The following is a 23,324-nucleotide window of genomic DNA, read 5'->3' on the forward strand; positions in this document are numbered from 1 at the left end:
CCTCGCGAGCCTAACCGGACCGGCCGACACAGGTGAGCGGACCAATAATCGGACGCGCGTACCAACACTTCGAGCTCTGCCAGCTAAATTGAACCCTGTGCGGGCCTCATACAGAGCAATAGCGGTGACCATCCGCAGCCGGTGGCCCCTCTATATGCTCTCCATGCTCGCGGCCAATCTGATCGGCGCGGTACTGGTCTTCGCTTTCGTGCGGTACGGCGTGCCGATCCAGGAGTCCGACGCGATAGTTGCCGACCGTGTCCGCAACTTCGCGATCTTCGGCGTTTACCTGGCATTCGCGGGTGCCGTCAGCCTCACCGCGGCGGCCATGATGTTGAAGTCGGTCATTCGTTGGCGGCTGCGCGGTGGTCCACCGACGAGGTCCGAGCAGATGGCGGCACTTCACGCGCCGCTTCGCCAGGCCATCGTTCACCTGGTGCTGTGGATTCTGGGCGGCATCATCTTCGTGTTCCTGACCATCACCGAGATGCCCGGACTCGCGATCGCCGTGATCGTGACGGTCTGCATGGCCGCGACCACGACCTTCGGGTTCACCTACATGCTCGGCGAGCGCATCTTGCGTCCGGTCGCCGCCCAGGCGTTGAGCGAGGGCGAATTCGATCGGACCATGGCGCCGGGCGTCGGAACCCGGCTGGCGATGACCTGGGGACTCGGCACGCTGATGCCCGTCGCAGGCATCATCTTGCTGTGCTCGACGCAGCTCACGACGAATCTCGAGTTCTCCCCCGACTCACTCGCGTGGGCGATCCTGCTCATCTCGATCATGGCGATCGTGCAGGCCTTTGCACTGTCGATGCTGACGGCTACTCAGATCTCCGATCCGATCCGACAACTGCGACGCGCCATCGAGCGAGTGCAGCGCGGCGCCACCGACGTACGCGTCGAGGTGTTCGACGGCAGTGAGATCGGCCGGCTCCAAGTCGGCTTCAACCGCATGATGAAAGAGTCCGACGAGCGTCGCCTGCTGCGTGAGCTCTTCGGCCAGCACGTCGGCGAGGACGTGGCCCGCCGCGCGCTGAAGTTCGGTACCGAACTGGGCGGCGAAACTCGATTCGTGGCAGTTCTGTTCGTCGACATGGTCGGATCAACCGGTGCCGCGGCCGAGCGCCCGCCGGGCGAAGTGGTCGAACTGCTCAACGAGTTCTTCCGTGTGGTCGTCGACGTCATCGATCGCCACCACGGTTTTGTCAACAAGTTCATGGGTGATGCGGCGCTCGCCATCTTCGGTGCACCACTCGATCGACCCGACGCTCCGACGGCAGCCCTCGCGGCGGCTCGCGAGCTGCGGTTCAAGCTCAACGACATCACCGGCTTGGACGTCGGTATCGGCGTGAGCGCGGGACTCGCGGTCGCCGGCAACATCGGTGCTGCCGAACGTTTCGAGTACACCGTGATCGGCGATCCGGTCAACGAAGCATCACGGCTCACCGAGCTCGCGAAACTTCGGCCCAGCCGAGTGCTGGCGTCGACGAGCGCGCTGTATTTCGCCGACGAAGAGGAACAGGCCGAGTGGGAACTCGGCGAGCAAGTCCAACTGCGTGGGCGCCGACGACTGACGCATCTGGCGTGGCCCGAAAAGTATCCAGAGGTCGATCCGGATCAAATTGGTTAGGGTGAGTCGATGGCTCAGCCTGGAAATACCCCACGGCGACTGAGACGACCACGCTCGCCCGTGGCCGAGACCAGTCGGGCCAGAGGGCGCTTCTGGTGGTTGAAGTGGCTGCTCGGGGTGGCTCTGATCGCCCTTCTGATCGTCGAGGGAATCATCCTGTGGCCTCGTCTCAACGAGTACTGGCAAGCTCTCACCGAAATCCATTGGGGTTGGGTGGCTGCCTGTGTAGCCGCCCAGGCGGTGTCCCTCAGTGGTTACGCGTCCGTTCAGCAGCGCCTTCTCAACGCGGCAGGTGTTGTCGCCGGTCACCTCAAGAACCTCTCGGTCATCTACGCCAGCACGGCGATGGCGTTAACGTTGCCTGCCGGCCAGGTCTTCTCGACAGCGTTCACGTACAAGCAGACTCGAAAGTGGGGGGCGACGCCGGTTGTCGCGTCCTGGCAGTTGGCAATGTGCGGTGTCATCGCCGCCGCGACTCTGGCACTACTCGGTGCCACTGGCGCAGTGGCGTTCGGCACCAAGGTCAGCCCGGTGACGCTGACGATTTCGCTCGTCGGCATGGCAGCACTGTTTCTGGCGTTGCGATACGTAGCCCAGAATCCCGGCAGCATCGAACGCATCGGGCACCGAGTTCTGGCGCTGTACAACCGTTCCCGCAAAAACCCGACCGGGCGCGGTATGCACCGTTGGTCCGAAATCCTCAAGCAACTGGACTCGGTTGAACTCAGTCGGACCGACACTGCGGTTGCCTTCGGATGGTCGGCAGTTCACCGAGTTGCCGACGTCCTCTGTCTCGGTTTCGCTTGTTGGGCAGTAGGAGCCGATCCGTCCTTCGCCGGCCTGCTGATCGCGTTCACAGCGGCGAAAGCGGTGGGCAGTATTCCCCTCATGCCGGGCGGTCTCGGCTATGTCGAGCCCGTGCTCATCACAGCACTGACCATGGCGGGCTCTACCTGGGCGCAAGCCGCAGCAGCGGTATTCGTTTATCGGATAATCAGTTTCGTACTTGTCGCTCTGGTGGGATGGCTCATCTTCCTCGTGTCATTCCGTGCAACCCACCACGAAGACCTCGAGATGGATCTCGAGTTCGAACGCCGCGAACAGCCGGGCGTTTAACGTCGCAACGCTGCCGCCATGTCGTCGAGGTGTGCCCGGCTGATCCGTACCGCTGCCTCCGCGTCGCCGGCTTCGATGGCGTCCACCAACATTCGATGCTCGTCCGCATCCGGCTGACTGTGTGGATGCAGGTCCAGAACCGCGATCAACTCGATCAACGCGGCCCGCAGACGCGGCACAAAAGTCTCGAAGAGTTCCGACAGCACGGGATTGTGTGCCGCATCCACCACTGCCCGGTGGACCGCAATGTCGGCGTCGACAAACGCTGCGTCCCCAGAGTGCGCGGCGGCAGTTCTACCGTCCAACGCCTGCCGCAGAGCCGCGACGTCAACGGCATCGCGGCGCTGTGCCGCCAGCCGAGCCGCTTCGATCTCGACCGCATTTCGCACCTCGACGACATGAAGAATCGCCTCGGCTTCGAGCACGCGCGGCCACTGATCCGGAGGCGTCGTACTCCGTAGGAAGACGCCGGCACCCTGTCTCGATTCGAGCATGCCGAGGCCCGCGAGGGTCCGCACCGCTTCCCTGATGGTGGACCGACCGATACCCAACTGCGCAGCCAAAGTGGTTTCACCTGGAAGTTTGGCGCCGACTTCCCATTCACCGCTCACGATCCGCGCTCGCAGCAACTCCGCAGCCTGGTCGGTGAGCAGCCGACGCTCGACGATCGGTGACACGTTAACTCCTCAGGTTGTCTGATAAGTGATTTCGTTCTAGTGTAGCCCGCATGGCTACAGGAGCACTCCTTCTCGACTGCCGCGGCGGGGCCTGACAGACCGGCACCCCTCCGCGGGGTTTCGCCATGCTGGTCTCTCGACTCGACCGCAGGAGAAACCGAAGATGAGTACTACCCGCGCCAACCGCTGGAACAACCAGAAGCCGTCACCCATGCCGTCCGAGCGCTATCGCGCCGCGTGGGATCGCGTCGACATTCCGACCTTCGACCGAACGTGGCCGTCCAATCGCACCACCGCGGCGCCCCTGTGGGTGCCCGTCGATCTGCGTGACGGTAATCAAGCCCTCGCAGAACCGATGGACCCCGAACGCAAGCGCCGAATGTTCGAACTGATGGTGGCGATCGGCTACAAGGAAATCGAGGTCGGCTATCCCTCTGCGAGCCAGACCGATTTCGATTTCGTTCGCGACCTGGTGCGGTTCGATCTCGTTCCCGACGACGTCACCATCGTCGTATTCACCGCCGCGCGTACGGATTTGATCGATCGGACGTACCAGTCGATCGAGGGACTGCCAAACGCGGTCGTCCACATGTACACCGCGACTGCGCCGACGTGGCGAAACGTGGTTCTCGGCAAAGAGCGAGAAGAGTTGCACGACATGATTTTCCGCGCGGCACAGGACGTGGCCCGTGGCGGCGAAGGCCACGACGGGTGGCGATTCGAGTTCTCCCCCGAGGTCTTCAACCTCACCGAACCCGATTACATCCTGCAGGTCTGCAACAGCCTCACCGAACTCTGGGACGCCAGTCCCGACCGCCCGGTCATCCACAACCTGCCTGCCACAGTCGAAATCGCCACCCCCAACATCTATGCCGACCAGATCGAATACATGCACCAGAACCTGGCCCGACGCGATTCGGTGATTCTCTCGGTCCACCCGCACAACGACCGCGGCACCGGGGTTGCATGTGCCGAACTGGCAGTACTGGCCGGCGCGCAGCGCGTCGAGGGATGCCTGTTCGGCAACGGCGAGCGCACGGGCAACGTCGACCTGGTCACGCTGGGGCTGAATCTGCATGCACAGGGCGTCGATCCGGAAATCGACTTCTCCGACATCGACAAGATCCGTCGAACGGTGGAGTACTGCAACAGAATTCCCGTCCACGAGCGCCACCCGTACGGCGGCGATCTCGTGTACACGGCATTTTCCGGAACCCACCAGGATGCGATCAAGAAGGGCTTCGCCCATCACTACGAGAGTGCGGAGGCTGCCGGCGTCGATCCGGGATCGGCGCCGTGGGCAGTCCCCTATCTGCCGATCGACCCCGCCGACGTCGGCCGCGATTACCAGGCGGTGATTCGTGTGAACAGCCAGTCGGGCAAAGGCGGAATCGCTTATCTGTTGCAGACCGAGTACGGGGTCGAACTCCCGCGGCGCCTGCAAATCGACTTCGCCTCGCGGGTGCAGCTCGAGACCGACGACTCGGGCACCGAAATGACCGCCGACCAGCTGTGGAAACTGCTGCTGCGCGAGTACGGGTACAACGGAGGAGTGCGTCGGTACTCACTGGAACACACCGCCGACGGTGATCAGTTGTTCATCGCCATTGATCGCGACGGACGCGAGGTCACCGCCGCCGCGAGTGCGTCCGGGCCGGTCGAGGCATTGAGCAAGATCCTGACGGAACAGGGCTCGGACGTCGAGGTCGTCTCGCTCACCCAGCATTCACTGCCCCGCAACCCGGAGTCTTCCGGTAGTGCGAATTCGGCAGTCACCATCGCAGAATGCGTGGTGAACGGCGAAGGGCGCTGGGGCATTGCGGTGCATCAGTCAGTGACAGCGTCGGCGCTTCACGCGGTCTATGCCGCCAGTACACAAACTGTGATGCAGCTCACATGATCTTGCGGAAGGATTTCCAGGGGTCCATAGTTGAAGCTACAAGAACTTGAACATTCAACTACTTATTCAGGAGCTTCCATGACCACCGCAACCTTGCCCACATTGACCGCCGGAACCTGGGTCATCGACACCGTCCACTCCACTGTCGGATTCTCGGTTCGCCACCTCATGGTTTCCAAGGTTCGTGGAACGTTCGACGAGTTCTCGGGAACGATCACCGTTGCCGAAGACGGAACCCCCGCCGTCGAGGCCGAGATCTCCGTGGACTCCATCAACACCAAGAACGAGCAGCGCGACGGCCACATCAAGTCCGCTGACTTCTTCGACGTCGAGAAGTTCCCGAAGGCCACCTTCAAGTCCACCGCAGTGCGCTCCAAGGGCAGCGACTTCGTCCTCGCCGGCGACTTCACGCTCCACGGCGTCACCCGCGAGGTCGAGCTGAACCTCGAGTTCAACGGCGTCAACCCGGGCATGGGCCAGGGCCCCGTCGCCGGATTCGAAGCCACCACCGTCATCAACCGCAAGGACTTCGACATCTCCATCGAGATGCCCCTCGAAGGCGGCGGAGCAGTTGTCGGCGACAAGATCACGATCACCCTCGAGATCGAAGCCGGCCTCCAGGCCTAACAGCACTGTGCGCCTTTATTAACCGCCCGCGGTTAATAAAGGCGCACAGTCGTATGGTGTGAGCGTGAAGAAGTACGCACCATTCCTGCTGATCGACGCCATTCTTGTCATAATCTTCTGCGCGATAGGGCGCCGTACCCACGAAGAAGCCAATGCGCTCGCCGGTCTCGCGAAGACATCGTGGCCCTTCCTGATCGGCCTGGTGATCGGATGGGCTGCCACGTTCGCGCTGTACCGCGACAAGTTCAACGCCGTTCTCCTTCTTCCCACCGGCATTGTCGTTTGGCTCGGCGCCGTCGTCATCGGCATGATCCTGCGAGTGTTGAGTGGCCAGGGCACCCAATTCAGCTTCATCGTCGTCGCGACGCTGGTCCTCGGCGCGTTCCTTCTCGGTTGGCGCGCACTCGCTCCGCTGGTAGCGAGGATCCGCACCAAGTCGTAACCAAACTCCACGGCTCGGAACCACCCGAAATGCCCGAGCACGTAGGACACTTTTCGAATGAGCAACACTACGGAGCCCGTCGAACGTAGCGAGAAAGAAGACCGGGGGTTCTTCGGCCAACCCTTTGCGCTGGCGAACCTGTTCGGCGTCGAGATGTGGGAGAGATTCTCCTTCTACGGGATGCAAGGCATCCTCATCTACTACCTGTACTACAGCGTCAGCGACGGCGGCCTCGGCATCAGTCAGGCGGCAGCGACCAGCATCGTCGGCGCATACGGCGGCACCGTCTATCTGTCGACGATTCTCGGCGCGTGGGTGGCCGACCGACTTCTCGGCTCCGAGCGCACGCTCTTCTACAGCGCTTCGCTGGTGATGGCCGGCCACATCGCCTTGTCGGTTCTTCCTGGCATGTGGGGTGTGGGTGTCGGCCTGGTCATGGTCGCCTTCGGCAGCGGCGGCTTGAAGGCCAATGCGACCTCTCTGGTCGGAGACCTATATTCCGAACAGGACAATCGCCGCGACGCCGGATTCTCCATCTTCTACATGGGCATCAACATCGGCGGTCTTGTCGGTCCACTGCTCACCGGAGCCGTCCAGGACGCCTGGGGATTCCACGCCGGTTTTGCTCTCGCCGCCGTCGGCATGGCTCTCGGCCTGATCCAGTACACGCTGGGTCGGAAGCATCTTCATGGAATCGGAGCCGAGCCCGGCAACCCGTTGCCCGCGGACAAGCGCGCGCTCTACATCGGGATCGGCATTGCCGCGATCGTCGTAGTCGCAGTTGCCTCGATCACCGGTTTGATCACCGCGGACAACATGTCCGACGTCGTTGTCGGACTCACGATCGTCGCTTCGGTCGGTTACTTCCTCCTCATGCTCACCAGCAAGAAGGTAACCAAGGTCGAACGCAGTCGAGTCTTTGCATTCATCCCGATGTTCATTGCGAGCGCGGCCTTCTGGTCGCTGTTTCAGCAGCAGTTCACCACCGTGCCGGTGATCTCCGACAAACTCCTGGACCGCAATCTCTTCGGTTGGGACTTCCCGCCGACGTGGGTGCAGTCGATCAATCCGGTGTTCATCATCATCTTTGCCGGTGTGTTTGCAGCGATGTGGACAAAACTCGGTGACCGTCAGCCGTCGTCGCCGATCAAGTTCGCGCTCGGTACCGGCACGATGGGTCTGGCGTTCCTGGCATTCATCCCGATCACCGGTGGCGGACCGAACAGTGCACCGCTCCTCGGCCTTGCCGGAGTGCTTCTGCTCTTCACCTTCGCGGAACTCTTCCTGTCCCCCGTCGGCCTTTCCCTTGCAACCAAACTCGCGCCCGAGCATTTCCACACCCAGATGGTGGCGTTGTTCTTCTTGTCCGTTGCATTGGGTTCTTCGATGGCGGGAACCTTGGCCGGTTACTTCGACATCGACGACAGTCGTCCGTTCTTCCTGATCATCGGTTTCTCGTCAATCGGAATCGGAGTACTTCTTGCTCTTGCCTCACCCTGGATCAAGAAGCTGATGCAGGGCGTGAAGTAGGCGGTCTCACTTCACCCACAACCACAGAGCCAGCACGAATCCCGCTATCGCTACTGCCACACGCAGTACCGATGGCGGGATTTTCTTGACTACGGGCGGGCCACACCAACCTCCGGCCAACGCTCCGAGCGCCATCGCCAACGCGGCCACCCAATGCACCTGTCCGGAGAAGGCGAAGATAAGTGCAGCCACAAGATTGGCAATGCCGAGAAAGAAGCTCTTCAGGATCGTTGCACGCCACACCGTTTCGGAAGTGAGGATGAGCGTCGCGGCCAGGAAGATGACGCCGGCACCAGCACCGAAATAGCCGCCGTAGACCGCGACGGCAAACAGTGCGGCCGAGTAGATTCCGGGACGGTCACCGCCGCCGGACAACTCACGAATCTTCGGTTGCAGTAGCAGCGCGAGCGAGGCGAACACAACCATCGCCGGCACGACGGATTCGAACGAACCTTCCGGTGCCAGCCACAGAATCAGGGCACCGATGATGCCACCGGCAGCCGAATAGAGAGACCAGCGAACAAGTTTCGGACCGGTGTCGGCAACTTCACGGGACGAGTTCGCCAATGCGCCGACGCCGACGGCCACCAACGCGACGGTATTGGTCATGTTCGCGCTGACCGGCGAAAGCCCGACGCTCAGCAGCGCCGGATACGAAACGATCGATGCGAGACCGGTGACAAAACCGACTAGACCGCTGAAGAATCCCGCTACGACGAGGAAAAGGAAATCGAGCAGGTTCACGAACCAGGAATCTACCCGCGGTGCCTGGTACTACTTGTCGGCAGGCTTGCTGAGTTCCTGGAAGAGCTTGTCCGTCATCTGCATTGCTCGATCGCCGCCGTCGGCGTCTGCGACGAACACTGCAAACGCGAAGTCTCCGCGCGATCCGTAGAACCAGCGATCGTCACCGCTCGCTGCACCGGCCGCCATCATGTCCGGGTACCCAGCCAGTCCGCCGGCCCCTCGCATGGCGTCGCGCAGACGATTGTTGACGTCGCCGGGCAATGCCGTCGGCGTGACGTCGGCGGTAGCCGGTTGTCCGAAGACCATCATCGGCAGCGGGGCACTGCCGCGGGCGATCGATGCCGCGAGCATCGCCATTCCGAACGGAGTCACTGTCGGCGCGTCCGCGTCGTTGGACGTCTTGTTGGCCATGACGTTGTTCATCGCCTGGTCCACGCCGGGGCGGTTCGCGGCAAGTACTGCCGTCTGCTGATCGAGTCCCTGAATGTGGAAGCCGTTGCCGAGTCCGAGTTGCTGCCCGGTGTCGGCCAACTGTTCGGGTGACACAGATCCGGGGTCGACGCCGTTCTGCATCGACGATGCGAGGCGGACCAGATCGAGGGCGCCGCCGGCCGGGCGCAACCCGGTGAATGCGATCGGGCCCTGCTCGATGGCCTGATTGTTCTGTGCTGCAGCCAGAATGGCGCCGTCCGACGGGCGGATCGCGACGATGGCGGCGGGAGTACCTGCACTGACGACGGCTTCGATCGCAGCGAGTTGAGCGTGCGAGTCGAGGGTTGCGGCGACGTCGGGGCCGGGAGGTCCTTGGAAGCCGGCTTGCTTGATCGGGAATCCGTTGGACTCCACCAGGTTGACCGCCCAACCGGCGGTGGCGTCGCGATTGGCCTGCCACACGGTCCGAAGCGGGTCCAGGAGCGGCGAGTTGATACGACGATCGGAGGCGATCAGCTTGGGTGTCTTGACCACGACGACGCCGGGGATTGCAAAATCGCTTTCCAGGTACGCGTAGTCGGGATCGCGGAGCAGTACGGCGGTGACGGGCTTGCCCGGGTTGGCCGCGAGGTCGGCCAGCATCGACTCCGAGGTCACCAACGGTGCGACGGGTTCGAGAACTGCGGCGAGGCGACGAGTGGTGTCGACGGGGTCCGGCATGGTCGTCGGGTCGAGAGTGATCGCGTTGATGGTCTGCTCGTTCATGAGCAGGGTGCCCGTGCTGTCGACCACCTTCGGGGGCGCTGCGTCGGTGCGGGTGTACGAGACGGTGCGCCCGTTTCCGAGGTCGGGAACCAGGACTGACGGGTCCCAGGACACCCGCCAACCGACGGAAAGATCGCGAACCTCGCCCTGCGACTGGTAGCTCCAGTCCTTGCCTTCGCCGAAGTTCCAGGACGCGTCGAGTGTGAAGAGTCCGGAGTCGCTACCCAGATCCATGACCTGAGCGACGTCGAAGTCGGTGGACTTGGCGGCCAGTCCGTCGAACATCTGCTGGATCGAGGGCCGGGCTGCGTTGGGGTACGACGTGAGCGCCGCAGCAGCTTCGGCGTCGTGGTTGTTGAGGGCGGTGACGAAGTCTTCCACCACCGAAGCGGCGTCGGTTTTCTTCTCCCCACCGATGACACATGACGCGAGCGCCACTGTCAGAACGACAGCAGTTATCGAAGCAACGACATATTTTCCACGACGGTTGTGCTGTCCTCCGGGCCCCATGCATGTAACTCTTTACTTCTGTCACACGAGTAACAAGCACGGGATGCCTACGAACGTGTCACGGTTGAGCTACGACGGCGTGATCCAACTGCAACGGAAAACAGGTTTCAGCGCAGAAAAGTGCCCGCTACCTGCACCGCAGGCGAAGAGCTGTCCGCGCCGGCAATGAACACCGCAAATGCGAGATCTCCCTTGATTCCGACAAACCACCCGTGTGCTGGACCACCTTCGGTTTCGGCCGTACCGGTCTTGCCCAGAAGCCCCGGAATGTCCTGCAACGACGTTGCCGTACCGCTCGTGACGGTCTCGCGCATCATCACCCGCAACTGTTCGGTCACCTCGGTGGGAGCCGGTGCCACGGTCTGATCTGCCACGCCGGGCTGTCCCTTGACCAACATCGGCGCGGGTGTCGTCCCGTTGGCGATCGAGGCCGCCACGAGAGCCATCCCGAAAGGCGTGGCGGTTACCGTGCCCTGTCCGATCGCGGACTCGACGCGTTCGGCGGGTGTGTTCGCATCGGGGACGTTGCCCGTCACCGTCGTGAGGCCCGGAGTGACGTAGTCGACGCCAAGCCCGAACTGCAGAGCCGCGTTGTGTAGAGCATCGGCAGGCAGACCGACGGCCATCCTGGCCATGGTGGTGTTGCACGACTTCGCGAACGCGGTGTGCAGCGGAACCGATCCGAGGTCGAACTCGTCGTCGTTGGGGATCTGACGGCCCTCGATGTTCTCGGTACCCGGGCACGCCAGAACGGTGTCCGGTGTAGCGACGCCGGCTTGCAGCGCCGCGGAGGTCGTCACGGTCTTGAACGTGGACCCCGGCGGGTACAGGCCGGTCAACGCAATGGGGCCCTGTGCGTCGGCGGGGGCATTCTGGGCCACCGCCAACACCGCTCCGGTCGACGGCTGTAGCGCTACGATCGCCGCCTGTTGCGTCACCCCGGCGAGCGCGTTCTCGGCCGCGAGTTGCAGTGGTCGGTCGATGGTGGTCGCGATGTTCGGAGCAACCGGCCCGTCTTGGCCGGCGACGGTGGTGACGGTTCCGTTCTGCTTCACCTGCTGCACCGCCCAGCCTGCGGATTTGTCCTGCCCCTCCTGCCACAGATCGGACAGCCCACTGAACGTCGGCGACGCCAAAGTTTTGTCCACCGAGAGCAACCGCGCTTGCGGCGCCAAGCTCACTCCGGGAATCGCCGCCAACCGCTCCTCGATCGGTGCAAGATCCTCGGCACGCAAAGTGATTGCGGTGACCGGCTTCCCGCTCGCCGACGCAAGGTCGCCGCTGAGCGATGCCGCCGTGATCGTCGGTGCGACGGGCGAGAGCAGGGCGGCCACGGCTGCCGTGTCCACCGGAGGAACCGCAGCGGAATCCAGATTGACCAGCGTCACCACCTGCTGCTCCATGATCGGCTGACCCGCCGCGTCCAGCACGGACGGCGGCGCACCGGTCGTGGGCGTGTAGCGCAGCGTGGTCGAGGCGGTCAGGTCCGGAGCCAGCAGCGCCGGATCCCACTGGATCAGCCAGTTGTCCCCGCTTTTCGACGCGTTTCCCTGCGTCGAGTAGTTCCAGTCCTGACCTTCACCGAACTTCCACGCCGCATCGAGTGTGAACGTCCCCGCAGAATCACCGGACTCGGTGGCGTCGGAGACGGTGAATGTTCCCTCGTCCTTGCCCAGCCCGTCGATCAGAGCCGAAATCGCAGTCGAGGCCGCCGCCGGATCAGTGGTCAGGGCTGCCGCCGCTTGCACGTCATCCGATGTGAGCGCGGAGGCGAACTCCTCCGCCACTGATTTCGGCTGGTCAGGGCCAGAACTGCAGGCAACTACCGATCCTGCGGCCAATACCCCCAGAGCCACGGCAGCCACGGGACGACGGAAAGTTCGGAAGCTCTGACGAGCGTGTGAAAGGCGCACGACTCCGATCATGCCCGAATTTGTGGCGCCGGTTCGACTATCGGTGTAATCATGTAATCAGTGCAATAAACGCACGTCATGCTCCACCAGCTTTCCGAGGAGAACGCCATGAAGAACTCACAAAGCTCCGGCGACCGCAGGTTCGGCCGTCCCGGAGGTTGGCAACAAGCATCGGTTCCCGACGCGAGTGATGCGTCCGATTGGTTTGCCGGTCGACTTCCAGATGACTGGTTCACCGGGACCGCCGACGTCCAGGTCGACCGCGAAGAAATCGTCGTGATCGGTGAACTCCCGGCAGTCGACGGTGGCGAGGCCGCCGCGGACGGAAGGATCTCGCGCTTTCGCGAAACCACGCGCGCCGACCGGATGCGCATCGCCGACGAGGCCGAGGCTCGCTACGGACGAAAGGTCGCCTGGGGTGTACGCCTGGACGAAAAGACCGTCCTGTTCACACATCTCGCAGTTCCGGTGATGACACGACTACGTCAGCCCGAACGCAAGGTTCTCGACACCTTGGTGGACGCGGGAGTTGCTCGCTCGCGAGCGGACGCTCTCATGTGGACAGTCCGTCTGGCGGGCAAGCACAGCGAACAATGGCTCACGGAACTCCGCGAAGCAATGTCGAAGGTCGACGATCTTCGGTCCGAAGGCCCGAAAATCTGAGGACCAGAAAATCTCAGCACCGAACACTGACGAGACCGACAGCACAAATTAATTCGATTGCAGGGGACCACTCGAGTGTTCTAACCTGGAACACGAATCATTCCCGACAGAACAGGAAACGGGCCGTTGCTCCTCTAGAGGTTCATCACGCGAAGGCACTCGCACCCATCAGCAATTGCTGAGCCGGGCGCACAGTCCAAGCACCCTCTGGAGTACTCATGACCCAATCCCATCCTTCTCTGTCGCTCTCGGATCTCACCTTCATCTGGCCGGACGGCGAATCAGTCTTTTCCCGCACTAATTTTGTATTCCCCAGTGGCCGTGTCGGTCTCGTGGGACTTAACGGATCGGGAAAGTCGACTCTGCTGCGATTGATCGCGGGAGAGCTCTCACCGGAATCCGGATCAGTAACCGCTTCCGGCGAGGTCGGCTACCTCCGCCAAGACATCACACTCGATCCGAGTGTTCGGGTGGACGGCATCCTCGGTATCCACGAACTACGAAACGCATTGCACCGCATCGAAACCGGTGACGGATCCGAGTCCGACTTTGCACTCGTCGACAACAACTGGGATATCGAGGAGAGCGCTCTCTCCACCTTGCATCGACTCGGCCTCGCGAAGGTAGTTCCGGATACGGCGGCACTGAGCCGAACCGTGGGCACCCTCTCCGGCGGAGAGACCGTCCTACTCGGCCTGACCGCAACGCTGCTGAAGAATCCGCAGGTGCTGCTCCTCGACGAGCCGACCAACAACCTGGACCGCGACGCTCGATCACGAGTTCATGCTGCAGTCCAACAGTTTCCGGGAACCGTACTGATCGTCAGCCACGACCGGGAACTGCTCGACACCGCGGAGTACACGGTCGAACTACGTCGGGGGGATCTACGCGTGTTCGGCGGCAACTACTCGCACTACCAGGAGGTCGTGACCGCTGAGCAGGAAAACGCACTCGCCACTGTTCGCGACGCCAAGGCCGATCTGGCGAAGCAGAGCCGCGAGCTGATCGACGCTCGAACAAAACTGGACCGACGTAAGCGCTATGGGCAGAAGATGTTCGAGAACAAGCGGGTGCCACTGATTATCGCGCAGGAACGAAAACGCCAAGCCCAAGTTTCGGCCGGAAAGCTGGCCCTCAACCATATCGGGAAGGTGGACGAGGCCAAGTCCGCCCTGTCGGAGGCAGAGGAACTCCTTCGAGACGATCGCGAGATTCGCCTGGACCTTCCTGCTACAGAGGTTCATCCGGGGCAGCAGGTTGCGCGGCTCGCCGAGGTTACGTTGCGGAGCGGCCAAGGGGTATCGCTCCAGATCACCGGGCCGGAGCGGATTGCGCTACTGGGACGCAACGGAATCGGCAAGACAACATTGCTCGATGCACTCGCTGCGTCGACTCCGTTCGTAGCCTCTCGTGCGCTCCCCCAACGTCTCGACGTGTTCGACGAGAATCTCTCGGTGGCGGACAACGTCGCTTTGGCCGCGCCACACGCGACAGCCGAGGAAATTCGTGGGCAGTTGGCACGGTTCCTTTTCCGGGGAACGGATTCCGATGTGTTGGCTTCTGCGCTCTCCGGCGGTGAACGATTGCGCGCGGCGTTAGCGACGATCCTTCTGGCCGAACCCGCGCCCCAGCTGCTTCTTCTCGACGAGCCGACAAACAACCTGGACCTACCGAGTCTCGCTCACCTCACGCAGGCACTTTCCGATTTCCGCGGTGCCATGGTGGTGGTGAGTCACGATCTGCCGTTCCTGCGCGACATCGGCATAACGCGATGGATCAGCATGGACGAGAATGGTATTCAGGACATCGATCCCGAGTAGGCCGACGGTTGACGCTATCGGTGCGAGACGGTCTGGCCTTACTGTGGGGCGATGTGCCTTCACCTCGACGCAACCGCCGCGCTGTCGATCGCAGGTTGGGTTCGCGAAGAACCTACTCGATCGGCCTCTGCCCCAGTTCCGCAACCGCTGGTCGGCGTTTGTGATCAACTCATCGTGTGGGCGAGTTCGTTCTCCGTACTTGCCAGTTCCGACGACCAGGTGTGGTTTCTCTCGGCGGAGAACTATGCCGGTGGAGTTGGCGTCAGTGATGAGGCGTTTCCTTGGAATGCGTTCCGGCACGAGAGCCTGGCGGTCGCTTCCGGGCCGGCTGAGCGCGCGGCGATCAACGCCTTCTGGTCCACTCACCTCCCGGTTCTGCTGTCGGTACGCAATGGGTACGAGTACCTGGCGCTCGCACCGGACGGTCAGGTTGTCCGTGGGGGAGAGCCTGAGTTCGAGGAGGTCACCGTAGTTGCCACTGATTTCGAGGCTCTGCTTCGGGGCATAGCCGCAGGCGTCAGCACGGCAGACCCCTTCACCGATGCACTGCTTGGAACGGTGGGTACTATCCGGCCGGGCAGTGACCGGTAGCTCTGAGGGAGGCCGAGTTGATTGCTCGACTGGTCGTGAAAGTTCACGGCATCCGTCGGAATGGCTCCGGACGACTACTCGAGTTCGTGTGCGCAGTAGCTGGCACCCATACTGGACGGGTGTTGCACGACGTGAGAAATCCGGTGGACGGTGCGCGGATCGCCTATCAGATCGTGGGCGATGGCCCACCCCTGTTGATGGTGCACGGCACAGCGTTGTCGCGCTCCATCTGGCGTGGCTTCGGGTACGTCAAGGCGCTCCAGGAACAGTATCGTCTGATCCTCGTCGACATGCGGGGTCACGGACGCAGTGACAAACCACACGACTCCGATTCGTATGCAATGGATCTGGTGGTCGGCGACCTCCTGGAGATCCTCGACACGGAGTCTCCGTTCGAACCGGCGCACGTCCTCGGATACTCGTTCGGCGGGCGCTCGGTGATGTCGCTGACTGTCGAGCACTCCGAACGGGTGCGATCGCTGACCGTCGGGGGCGGTAGTAGCCGGCCGATGACGGGGGCGTTCGACGCATTGTTCTTCCCAGGCTGCATCGACGCACTCGAAAGCGGCGGTATCGAGGGGTTTCTGAGCGGTTGGGGCGCGAGGCGCGGCAAACCGGTGGATCCTCAGACTGCGACTGCCTTTCGAATCAACGATGCCCTCGCACTCGCGGCCTACATGCGCCGGGCCGAGAAGGAGCAGGGCATCGACGACGCCGTGCTTCAACGGATCACCACACCGGCGTTGTTGTTCGTCGGATCGAGAGATCGCGAGCGCCTGCCGGATACCGAGCATCTCGCGTCGCTGATCCCGGACAGTGCCTTGACTGTGATCGAGGGGGCTGATCACGCGAGCGCAGTCGCGGACTCCGAAGCTGTGCTGCGTGCGCTCGTTCCGTTCCTGAGCCGACAGTAGTCCAGCTTCATCCGCTCACTACTGCGGTGTGAGCACTCTCGACTCGAACGCGGTCACCGGTGGTTGCCGCAAGTCCAAGCGTCGCAGCAACTGGGCATTCGCGGCAACGACCACAGTGGATACCGACATCAGGATTGCTCCGACCTCCATCGGCAGCACAAACCCGACGGGCGCCAGTACTCCCGCAGCGAGGGGAACCGAGATCGCGTTGTATCCCGCTGCCCACCAGAGGTTCTGAACCATCTTGCGGTAGGTGGCGCGGGACAGCTCGATGACCGAGCTCACCGAACGCGGATCATCGCTGGCCAGAACAACTCCCGCCGATGCGATCGCCACGTCGGTTCCGGCACCGATCGCGATACCCACATCCGCCTGGGCGAGTGCCGGCGCATCGTTGACCCCGTCACCGACCATCGCCACGCGGTGGCCCGCAGCCTGAAGCCGAGATACCTGCGCGCCCTTGTCCTGAGGAAGCACCTCGGCGAAGACCTCGTCAATTCCGAGTCTGCGGGCGACCGAATAAGCCACGGCCTCCGCGTCTCCGGTGACCATGGCCACTCGAACACCGCGAGCGTGGAGGGCGTCGACGGCCAATGCTGATTCCGGGCGAATCTCGTCGGCCAATGCCAATGCGCCGATTACCTTCTCGTCACGCACTACATGCAGGACCGTCGACCCGTCACTGAGCCACTCTTCGGTCCCCGGGATCGCTGTGGCCCCGACCGATCTCAACATCCCCGGTCCGCCGACACCGACGCGTGCGCCGCCGACGTCCGCAGCAACCCCGATTCCGTTGTGCGCCTGAAAGTCGGAACCCGAAGTGAATTCGAGCGACAACTCCCGCGCTGCTGCGACGACGGCGCGCCCGAGTGGATGTTCGCTGTCGAATTCGACGGCAGCTGCTGCGCTGAGAACTTCGTCGTCGGAGTACCCGTCGACGCCGCGCACACCGACCACTGCGGGCTCCCCCTTGGTGAGAGTGCCGGTCTTGTCGAAGAGAACGGTGTCTACGTTGCGCATCGCCTCGAGGGCCATGCGGTCGGTGATCAGAATCCCAGCCCGAGCTGCTCGTTCCGTCGCGATGGAGACGACCAGCGGAATCGCCAACCCGAGCGCGTGCGGGCAGGCGATCACCAGAACGGTGATCGTCCGGGTGACTGCGCTCTCGGGTGTGCCCCAGATACTCCAGGCGATCGCGGTCAGCACTGCCGCGCCCAGTGCGTACCAGAACAGCAGAGCGGCGGCCTTGTCCGCCAACACCTGAGCACGACTCGACGAGTTCTGGGCCTGTTCGACCAGGCGCCGGATACCGGCGAGCGCGGTGTCTTCTCCCACAGCGGTGACTCGAAGCCGAAGTGCCGAGTCGGTGGCTACGGTGCCGGCCACCACCTGATCTCCGACAGTCCGGCGGACGGTCTTCGACTCGCCCGTGATCATGGATTCGTCCATGTCGGCGCTTCCCTCGACGACCGTTCCGTCCGAGGGAACGCGGGCGCCGGGACGAACTATCACCAGGTCGCCGGTGGCCAGAGCTGCGGTGGGCACGGTTTCCACCGACTCCCCCATCACCCGTTCGGCCTCGTCGGGCAGCAAAGCGGCAAGCGAATCCAAGGCGCTCGATGTCTGACTGAGCGAACGCATCTCGATCCAGTGACCCAACAACATGATCACGATCAGAAGCGCGAGCTCCCACCAGAAATCAAGAGTGTGATCCACCCAGTGCAGACTTGCAGCCCAAGAAGCGAAGAAGGCAACGGTGATGGCAAGTGCGATCAAAAGCATCATTCCGGGTTGCCGAGAACGTATTTCGGCGACAGCGCCGGTGAGGAACGGCTTGCCTCCCCAGAGGTACATCACGGTGCCGAGCACCGGTGAGATCCATTCCACCAGAGCGTTTTCCGGCAATGTGTACCCGACCAGATCAGCGAACATCGCATCTGCCGCAACAACCGGAACTGCGATTACCAACATGACGGCGAACAACGTCCGGAACTGTGCGACATGATCCGCGTGACCACCGTGTGCACCGTGCTCCATCTGGCTATGGTCCATCGCGCTATGGTCCGTCTCGCTATGGTCCATCTGACTGTGATCCATGTGGCGGTCATCCCCTCGCGTGTGATTCCGGCACTGCAGCGGTCAAACCATCAGCCTCGAACGTATGCCCGACTCGGCCACCGAGCAAGGTCACGCGGCCGAGGTCAACCGTTCATTTCTCCTTCAACATCGCTTCCATCTGAGTGATTTCCGCCTGCTGACCGGCAATGATCGCTTCTGCCATCTTTTCCGCCGATGGATCGAGCCCGTTGTCGAGTTCGGTCTGGGACATGGTGATGGCACCCTTGTGGTGCTCGATCATCATCGTCAGCCACAACTTGTCGAACTCCGCGCCACTGGCGTCGGTGAGGGCGGTCATGTCGTCGGCCGACATCATGCCCGGCATCTCGGCCATCCCGACGCCGTGTCCCGCATGCGCCGAATCATCCATGCCCTCCATCGAACTCGACGAAGGATCGGGGCGTCCCCACTTCGTCAGCAATTCCGTCATCTGAGCCATTTCCGGGCCTTGCGCTGCCTCTATCTGCGCTGCAAGAGAGAGAAGTTCGGCATTGTCGGTTCGACCGTCGACCATTCCGGCCATGTCCAATGCCTGCGCGTGATGCGGGTACATCCCTTCGAGAAACTCGATGTCGGCAGCATTGACACCCGCAGGAATCTCCGACTGTGCTGCGACGCTGGTTGTTTCGGAAGAATGGTTGACGCTCTCCCCGGAGTTGTCCGAGCATCCGGCAATCAACAGTGCTGCCGCTGCCACAACCGGTACGAACCGTGCGGCGCTCTTCCTGACCGTCAAAGACATGTTTCACTCCCGAGAATTGATTCTGTTCGATATGCGCTGCACCACAATTGATTTGACAACAATGCTGCACATGCACAGTTGCCACGTTACCGGCGAAAATTGGCCTCGAAGCCCGATAACCGGCCCAAACAGGCTTCCTTCATCGAATCTTCACAGTCGAGCGGAAACCACCACACGACAGCAATGCAGACACACAGTCGACTAACCTCGGTTTGATGAGCGCCGAACTACGACCTGGTGAGGAACCGGGGCGTGTTCTTGTCGTCGACGACGAGACTGCCCTCGCGAAGGTTGTCGCCAACTATCTGACACGCGAAGGATTCACCGTTCGCCTCGCCCACGACGGGCCGAGCGCAGTACGTTCGGTGCGCGAATTCGAGCCCGCGCTGATCGTGCTCGATCTGATGCTCCCGGGCTTCGACGGCATGGAAGTCTGCCGACGAATCCGCACCTTCTCGGACGCGTACATCCTGATGCTCTCCGCCCGCGGTGAAGAGTCGGACAAGGTGACGGGTCTGGCGGCCGGCGCGGATGACTACGTGGTCAAGCCCTTCGGCCCCCGCGAGTTGGTTGCGCGAGTGAAAGCTCTGCTCAGACGGCCACGCGCGTCGAGTTTGCTGCCGAAAGTGCTGCCAACGCCTCCCGGACTCGACATCGACGTCCTGGCCCGCACGGTCCGTGTCGACGACAACCTGGTCGATCTGACCCCCACCGAGTTCACCCTGTTGTCCGCGCTCGCATCCCGACCCGACGCAGCCTGGAGTCGGGCCGAGATCATCGCCTCGGTGTGGGGGTCGTCCTGGTTCGGGGACCAGCACATCGTCGACGTCCATGTCCGTGGATTACGCCGCAAACTCGGTGACGACGCGACCGATCCGCGGTTCATCAGAACCGTCAGGGGCGTCGGATACTCACTGAGGTCGTCATGAACACGGTCGTCATGAAAAGACTCGGGCTACGCGGAAAACTACTGCTCGCGCAGCTCGCCGTCCTGTTCGTCGCCTGCCTCGTCATCGCCGCCGTTGCCATCGCCGTCGCTGCCCCGCTCTTTCACAACCACCTCATGATGGCCGGCATCGAAGACTCGAATGTCCGTACCCACACCGAAGAAGCATTCGCTCAGACCATGACCATTGCTCTGTTGTGCGGGATCGCGGTCGCGCTGGTGGGCGCAGGCATCGCCGCGGTCTACATCGTCCGACGCGTCACGGCACCGATCACCATGCTGGCAGAGGCGGCGCAAAGCGTCGCCGACGGGAACTTCGACGTGACTATCGGCAGGTCCGACGTAGATGCCGATTTCACGCGTCTCGAAACGGCATTCGCCGACATGGCTGCACGCCTTGATCATTCGGATCGGGTCCGCAAACGACTGCTTGCCGACCTTGCCCACGAATTGCGCACTCCGGTATCGACTTTGGCTGCGTACGTGGACGGCATCGAGGACGGAGTTGTGCCGACAGATCCTTCATCATGGTCGGTGATGCGCGATCAACTCGAACGTCTGCGTCGGCTGTCGTGCGATCTGGCGGACGTCTCCGCTGCCGACGAACACGCTCTCGAACTCGATCGCCGGACCGAGAATCTCGACGACGTCGTCTGCAGCGCAACGGCAGCAGCGGGGCCACGTTTTGCCGATCGTGGAGTCGAATTGACGACCGCGCTACCTCCGCAACCGATCACGGCCGAGGTCGATCGCCAACGAATCGAACAGATCCTCGCCAACCTGCTCGAAAACGCGTTGCGGCACACTCCAACCGGAGGTTCGGTGACGGTGACACTCGCACGGGAAGGTGATCACCTCACAGTGTCCGTCACCGATACCGGTGACGGAATTCCCGCAGACCAACTCGAATCCGTCTTCGACCGTTTCCATCGCGGTGATCGATCCGACGGCTCCGGTTTGGGACTGACCATTGCGAGGAGCCTCGCGCTGGCGCATGGCGGCAACCTGACGGCCCGCCGCAACGAGCAGCCGCTCGGCAGCACGCTCGTCCTCACTGTGCCGATGGGACTCAGGCAGCTGCCTTGAACGGATCGTGCTCGGCGATCAACTTCTCGAGTCGAGCCTCGTCCACTCGAACCCTGACGGTAGACGCCTCCTGCTGATCACGAATCACCTTGGCCAACGTGAACGTACTGGTGACCAAGAACAGCAAGGACATTCCGAGAAATCCGCGTTGCCACGCATCGATCGGAAGATACGCAATTCCGAGGAGGGTGCCGACAAAACTGACGGCAAAGGCTATTCCGGCCTGCAGATAGAAGGCTGCAGTGGTCTTCGAAGGTGTTGTCGGTGTGCTCATGCTTCGAAGTCTGCTCGCCCATCCCGGCACTCGGATGCGTAGTCCTACTCGAGTGCGCACGGTACTTCCCCGGCAAAAATCAGATGCCGTTACCCATCCTGGTGGATAGTCTCGGTCCGGTATCCGGAGTTGTTCCAGAACAGTTGTTGTTCGACAACAGTCAGACGACAGGAGTGATCGATGACCCGCAGACATATCGCCATGGTGAGCATTCCGGCACCTGGCCACGTCAATCCAAGCCTGGCGATCATCGCGCGTCTCGTCGCCGCCGGTCACCGCGTCACCTACGCCAACGACGAGTCGATGCGCGAGGTCATCGAGGCGACCGGGGCTGAATTCGCACCGTACGTCTCCACGCTGCCCAGCCTCGTTCCTTCCCCTGACGGCGCCGAACCGGAGAAGAGTTGGGATGGGGATCTGATCGATCAGTTGACGATTTTCCAGGACGACTACGAGGCGATGCTGCCGCAGCTGCGCCAAATCTACGACGACGACCGTCCCGACCTCTTTCTCTACGACATCGCCGGGATTCCCGCGCGAATACTGGCTCAGCAGTGGAACGTTCCCATCATCCAGTTGTCGCCGACGTATGTTGCCTGGGACGGCTACGAAGACGACGCCGCACCGATGTACGACGAGATTCGTTCCGATCCGAGAGGCGTCGACCTACTCGATCGCGAGGCCCGGTTCTTCCGCGCCGAAGGCGTCGAGGTCGATCCGCGTGAGTTCACCGGACGCCCACCCCGTGCAATCGTGCTGATCGCAGAATCGATGCAGCCCAACGCCGATCGCGTGAACCGCGACGTCTACACGTTTGTCGGCCCCGCACTCGAACCGAGCAATCAACCCTGGGTGAACCCGGATCCCGAACGCAAGCTTGTGTTGATTTCGCTGGGTTCAGCCTTCACCGATCATCCGGATTTCTATCGCACCTGCGTCGAGGCTTTCGGCCAGACGGACGACTGGCACGTCGTCCTCCAGATCGGAAAGCAGGTGCAGATCTCGGATCTCGGACCACTGCCCGGCAACGTCGAAATACACCGCTGGGTACCGCAGTTCGCGATTCTGCAGCAGGCCGACGCATTCGTGACCCACGCGGGTATGGGCGGATCCAGCGAGGGGCTCGTGACCGGCACGCCCATGATCGCGGTGCCGCAAGCCGTCGATCAGTTCGGCAACGCCGACTCGCTCGTCGACGCCGGTGTCGCAGTACGCGTCGACGGCGCCACCGTCACGGCAGTAGAGCTTCGTGAGGCGCTGACTCGGGTGAGCTCGGACGAGTTCCGCCGACGCAGTGCAGAGTTGGCAAAAGAACTCGCAGCGGCGGGCGGTGTATCTCGTGCCGTCGAGTTGATCGAGGCCGCCCTGCCAGTCAGCGGGCGGCGGTAGTGGTGGCTACCAGTGCCAGGCGTCGCCGCCCACGTTCTTGACGGTTCGCTGCAGAACCGTGATGGTGGTGACGAATTCTTCTTCGCTGATTCCCTGCATCCGCTCTTCCTGCAGCATCTGCTGTACCCGCGCGGCGCGATCGAACTGCTGGGTGCCCGCATCAGTAGGGAGAAGGACAGACTCGTCGTCACGCGCCCAGCCCAGGTCGAGAGCAGAGTCGACGGCCGCGTCGATCACGTCGGTTGATTCGTTCGGACCGATCGTTCGCAGGAGGACAGCTCGCTCCACCCCTTCAGGGTGCAGCGAAAGTTGGTGCAGGACCCACCACCCCGGCTGGGTCACGCCGATTGCTTCGAGCGCTCCGCGCGTGCGCGCGCGAATCGCTTCACCGGCACGCGCTGTCCAGAATCCGATCGGCTGATTGGCCGGTGGCTGCATCGCTTGTTTGTTCATGGACACGACGATAAAACCTCAACGGAAGTTCAGGTC

21 protein-coding genes are annotated in these 23,324 nt (G+C 62.4%); 13 read left to right on the forward strand and 8 right to left on the reverse strand.

The window, feature by feature from the left end:
* The first annotated feature begins 154 nt into the window (after nucleotides 1-154).
* Both H351_RS26695 and H351_RS26700 read left to right on the forward strand, forming a co-directional pair.
* Entirely contained in the window at nucleotides 155-1,633 is a 1,479-nt protein-coding gene (locus H351_RS26695) for an adenylate/guanylate cyclase domain-containing protein (RefSeq protein ID WP_021343017.1), read from the forward strand.
* A 9-nt stretch (nucleotides 1,634-1,642) separates the two neighbouring features.
* Nucleotides 1,643-2,749, forward strand: a complete 1,107-nt coding sequence (locus H351_RS26700) for a lysylphosphatidylglycerol synthase transmembrane domain-containing protein (RefSeq protein WP_029254570.1) — start codon at nucleotides 1,643-1,645, stop codon at nucleotides 2,747-2,749.
* On the opposite strand, the gene H351_RS26705 is transcribed toward H351_RS26700, so the two are convergent.
* Nucleotides 2,746-3,426, reverse strand: a complete 681-nt coding sequence (locus H351_RS26705) for a FadR/GntR family transcriptional regulator (RefSeq protein ID WP_007734477.1) — start codon at nucleotides 3,424-3,426, stop codon at nucleotides 2,746-2,748. The two genes, H351_RS26700 and H351_RS26705, sit on opposite strands and share 4 nt — an antisense overlap.
* A 163-nt stretch (nucleotides 3,427-3,589) precedes the next feature.
* Between H351_RS26705 and H351_RS26710 the strand changes: the two genes are divergently transcribed.
* From H351_RS26710 to H351_RS26725, 4 genes are all read left to right on the forward strand, one after another.
* A complete protein-coding gene (locus H351_RS26710; protein WP_029254569.1) occupies nucleotides 3,590-5,326 on the forward strand; it encodes a 2-isopropylmalate synthase in 1,737 nt (578 codons plus the stop codon).
* Nucleotides 5,327-5,404: 78 nt separating this feature from the next.
* Nucleotides 5,405-5,953 carry a YceI family protein gene (locus tag H351_RS26715; protein WP_019747097.1) on the forward strand — a complete coding sequence of 183 codons (549 nt, stop codon included), beginning with the start codon at nucleotides 5,405-5,407 and terminating at the stop codon, nucleotides 5,951-5,953.
* A 64-nt stretch (nucleotides 5,954-6,017) separates the two neighbouring features.
* Nucleotides 6,018-6,395, forward strand: coding sequence for a DUF3054 domain-containing protein (locus tag H351_RS26720; protein ID WP_029254568.1), 378 nt, complete (start codon nucleotides 6,018-6,020; stop codon nucleotides 6,393-6,395).
* A gap of 57 nt (nucleotides 6,396-6,452) precedes the next feature.
* A complete protein-coding gene (locus H351_RS26725) occupies nucleotides 6,453-7,925 on the forward strand; it encodes a peptide MFS transporter (RefSeq protein WP_019747095.1) in 1,473 nt (490 codons plus the stop codon).
* Between the two features lie 6 nt (nucleotides 7,926-7,931).
* Here H351_RS26725 and H351_RS26730 read toward each other — a convergent pair whose 3' ends face one another.
* The 3 genes from H351_RS26730 to H351_RS26740 form a co-directional block, all read right to left on the reverse strand.
* On the reverse strand, nucleotides 7,932-8,669 hold the full coding sequence (locus H351_RS26730; protein ID WP_003945554.1) for a sulfite exporter TauE/SafE family protein: 738 nt from the start codon (nucleotides 8,667-8,669) through the stop codon (nucleotides 7,932-7,934).
* Between the two features lie 30 nt (nucleotides 8,670-8,699).
* Nucleotides 8,700-10,379, reverse strand: coding sequence for an NTF2-like N-terminal transpeptidase domain-containing protein (locus H351_RS26735; RefSeq protein WP_029254567.1), 1,680 nt, complete (start codon nucleotides 10,377-10,379; stop codon nucleotides 8,700-8,702).
* 107 nt (nucleotides 10,380-10,486) lie between these two features.
* Complete coding sequence (locus H351_RS26740; RefSeq protein WP_029254566.1) at nucleotides 10,487-12,304, reverse strand: penicillin-binding transpeptidase domain-containing protein; 1,818 nt, start codon at nucleotides 12,302-12,304, stop codon at nucleotides 10,487-10,489.
* 96 nt (nucleotides 12,305-12,400) lie between these two features.
* Between H351_RS26740 and H351_RS26745 the strand changes: the two genes are divergently transcribed.
* The 4 genes from H351_RS26745 (at nucleotide 12,401) to H351_RS26760 (ending at nucleotide 16,280) form a co-directional block, all read left to right on the forward strand.
* Complete coding sequence (locus H351_RS26745) at nucleotides 12,401-12,955, forward strand: hypothetical protein (protein ID WP_029254565.1); 555 nt, start codon at nucleotides 12,401-12,403, stop codon at nucleotides 12,953-12,955.
* A gap of 218 nt (nucleotides 12,956-13,173) precedes the next feature.
* Nucleotides 13,174-14,775: an ABC-F family ATP-binding cassette domain-containing protein gene (locus tag H351_RS26750; RefSeq protein ID WP_019747087.1), complete on the forward strand. Its 1,602-nt coding sequence runs from the start codon at nucleotides 13,174-13,176 to the stop codon at nucleotides 14,773-14,775.
* A gap of 51 nt (nucleotides 14,776-14,826) precedes the next feature.
* A complete protein-coding gene (locus tag H351_RS26755; RefSeq protein WP_029254564.1) occupies nucleotides 14,827-15,366 on the forward strand; it encodes a hypothetical protein in 540 nt (179 codons plus the stop codon).
* A 143-nt stretch (nucleotides 15,367-15,509) separates the two neighbouring features.
* A complete protein-coding gene (locus H351_RS26760) occupies nucleotides 15,510-16,280 on the forward strand; it encodes an alpha/beta fold hydrolase (protein ID WP_024487536.1) in 771 nt (256 codons plus the stop codon).
* An 18-nt stretch (nucleotides 16,281-16,298) separates the two neighbouring features.
* On the opposite strand, the gene H351_RS26765 is transcribed toward H351_RS26760, so the two are convergent.
* Nucleotides 16,299-18,377 (reverse strand): heavy metal translocating P-type ATPase, encoded by a 2,079-nt coding sequence (locus H351_RS26765; protein WP_037119215.1) that lies wholly within the window; start codon nucleotides 18,375-18,377, stop codon nucleotides 16,299-16,301.
* 112 nt (nucleotides 18,378-18,489) lie between these two features.
* Entirely contained in the window at nucleotides 18,490-19,140 is a 651-nt protein-coding gene (locus H351_RS26770) for a DUF305 domain-containing protein (protein ID WP_029254561.1), read from the reverse strand.
* Nucleotides 19,141-19,355: 215 nt separating this feature from the next.
* Here H351_RS26770 and H351_RS26775 point away from each other — a divergent pair, with 215 nt between their 5' ends.
* Nucleotides 19,356-20,069 (forward strand): response regulator transcription factor, encoded by a 714-nt coding sequence (locus H351_RS26775; protein ID WP_020906382.1) that lies wholly within the window; start codon nucleotides 19,356-19,358, stop codon nucleotides 20,067-20,069.
* Nucleotides 20,066-21,172 carry a sensor histidine kinase gene (locus tag H351_RS26780; RefSeq protein WP_144440121.1) on the forward strand — a complete coding sequence of 369 codons (1,107 nt, stop codon included), beginning with the start codon at nucleotides 20,066-20,068 and terminating at the stop codon, nucleotides 21,170-21,172. The genes H351_RS26775 and H351_RS26780 overlap by 4 nt, the downstream gene beginning before the upstream one ends.
* On the opposite strand, the gene H351_RS26785 is transcribed toward H351_RS26780, so the two are convergent.
* Nucleotides 21,156-21,446: a YiaA/YiaB family inner membrane protein gene (locus tag H351_RS26785; RefSeq protein ID WP_003945505.1), complete on the reverse strand. Its 291-nt coding sequence runs from the start codon at nucleotides 21,444-21,446 to the stop codon at nucleotides 21,156-21,158. The genes H351_RS26780 and H351_RS26785 overlap by 17 nt on opposite strands.
* 180 nt (nucleotides 21,447-21,626) lie before the next feature.
* Between H351_RS26785 and H351_RS26790 the strand changes: the two genes are divergently transcribed.
* Complete coding sequence (locus H351_RS26790) at nucleotides 21,627-22,835, forward strand: macrolide family glycosyltransferase (protein ID WP_029254559.1); 1,209 nt, start codon at nucleotides 21,627-21,629, stop codon at nucleotides 22,833-22,835.
* Nucleotides 22,836-22,841: 6 nt separating this feature from the next.
* Here the strand turns inward: H351_RS26790 and H351_RS26795 are convergent, their stop codons facing one another.
* Nucleotides 22,842-23,288 (reverse strand): hypothetical protein, encoded by a 447-nt coding sequence (locus H351_RS26795; protein ID WP_029254558.1) that lies wholly within the window; start codon nucleotides 23,286-23,288, stop codon nucleotides 22,842-22,844.
* Between the last annotated feature and the right edge of the window lie 36 nt (nucleotides 23,289-23,324).

It is taken from the genome of Rhodococcus erythropolis R138 (assembly GCF_000696675.2).
GTDB classification, from domain to species: Bacteria; Actinomycetota; Actinomycetes; order Mycobacteriales; family Mycobacteriaceae; genus Rhodococcus_F; species Rhodococcus_F erythropolis.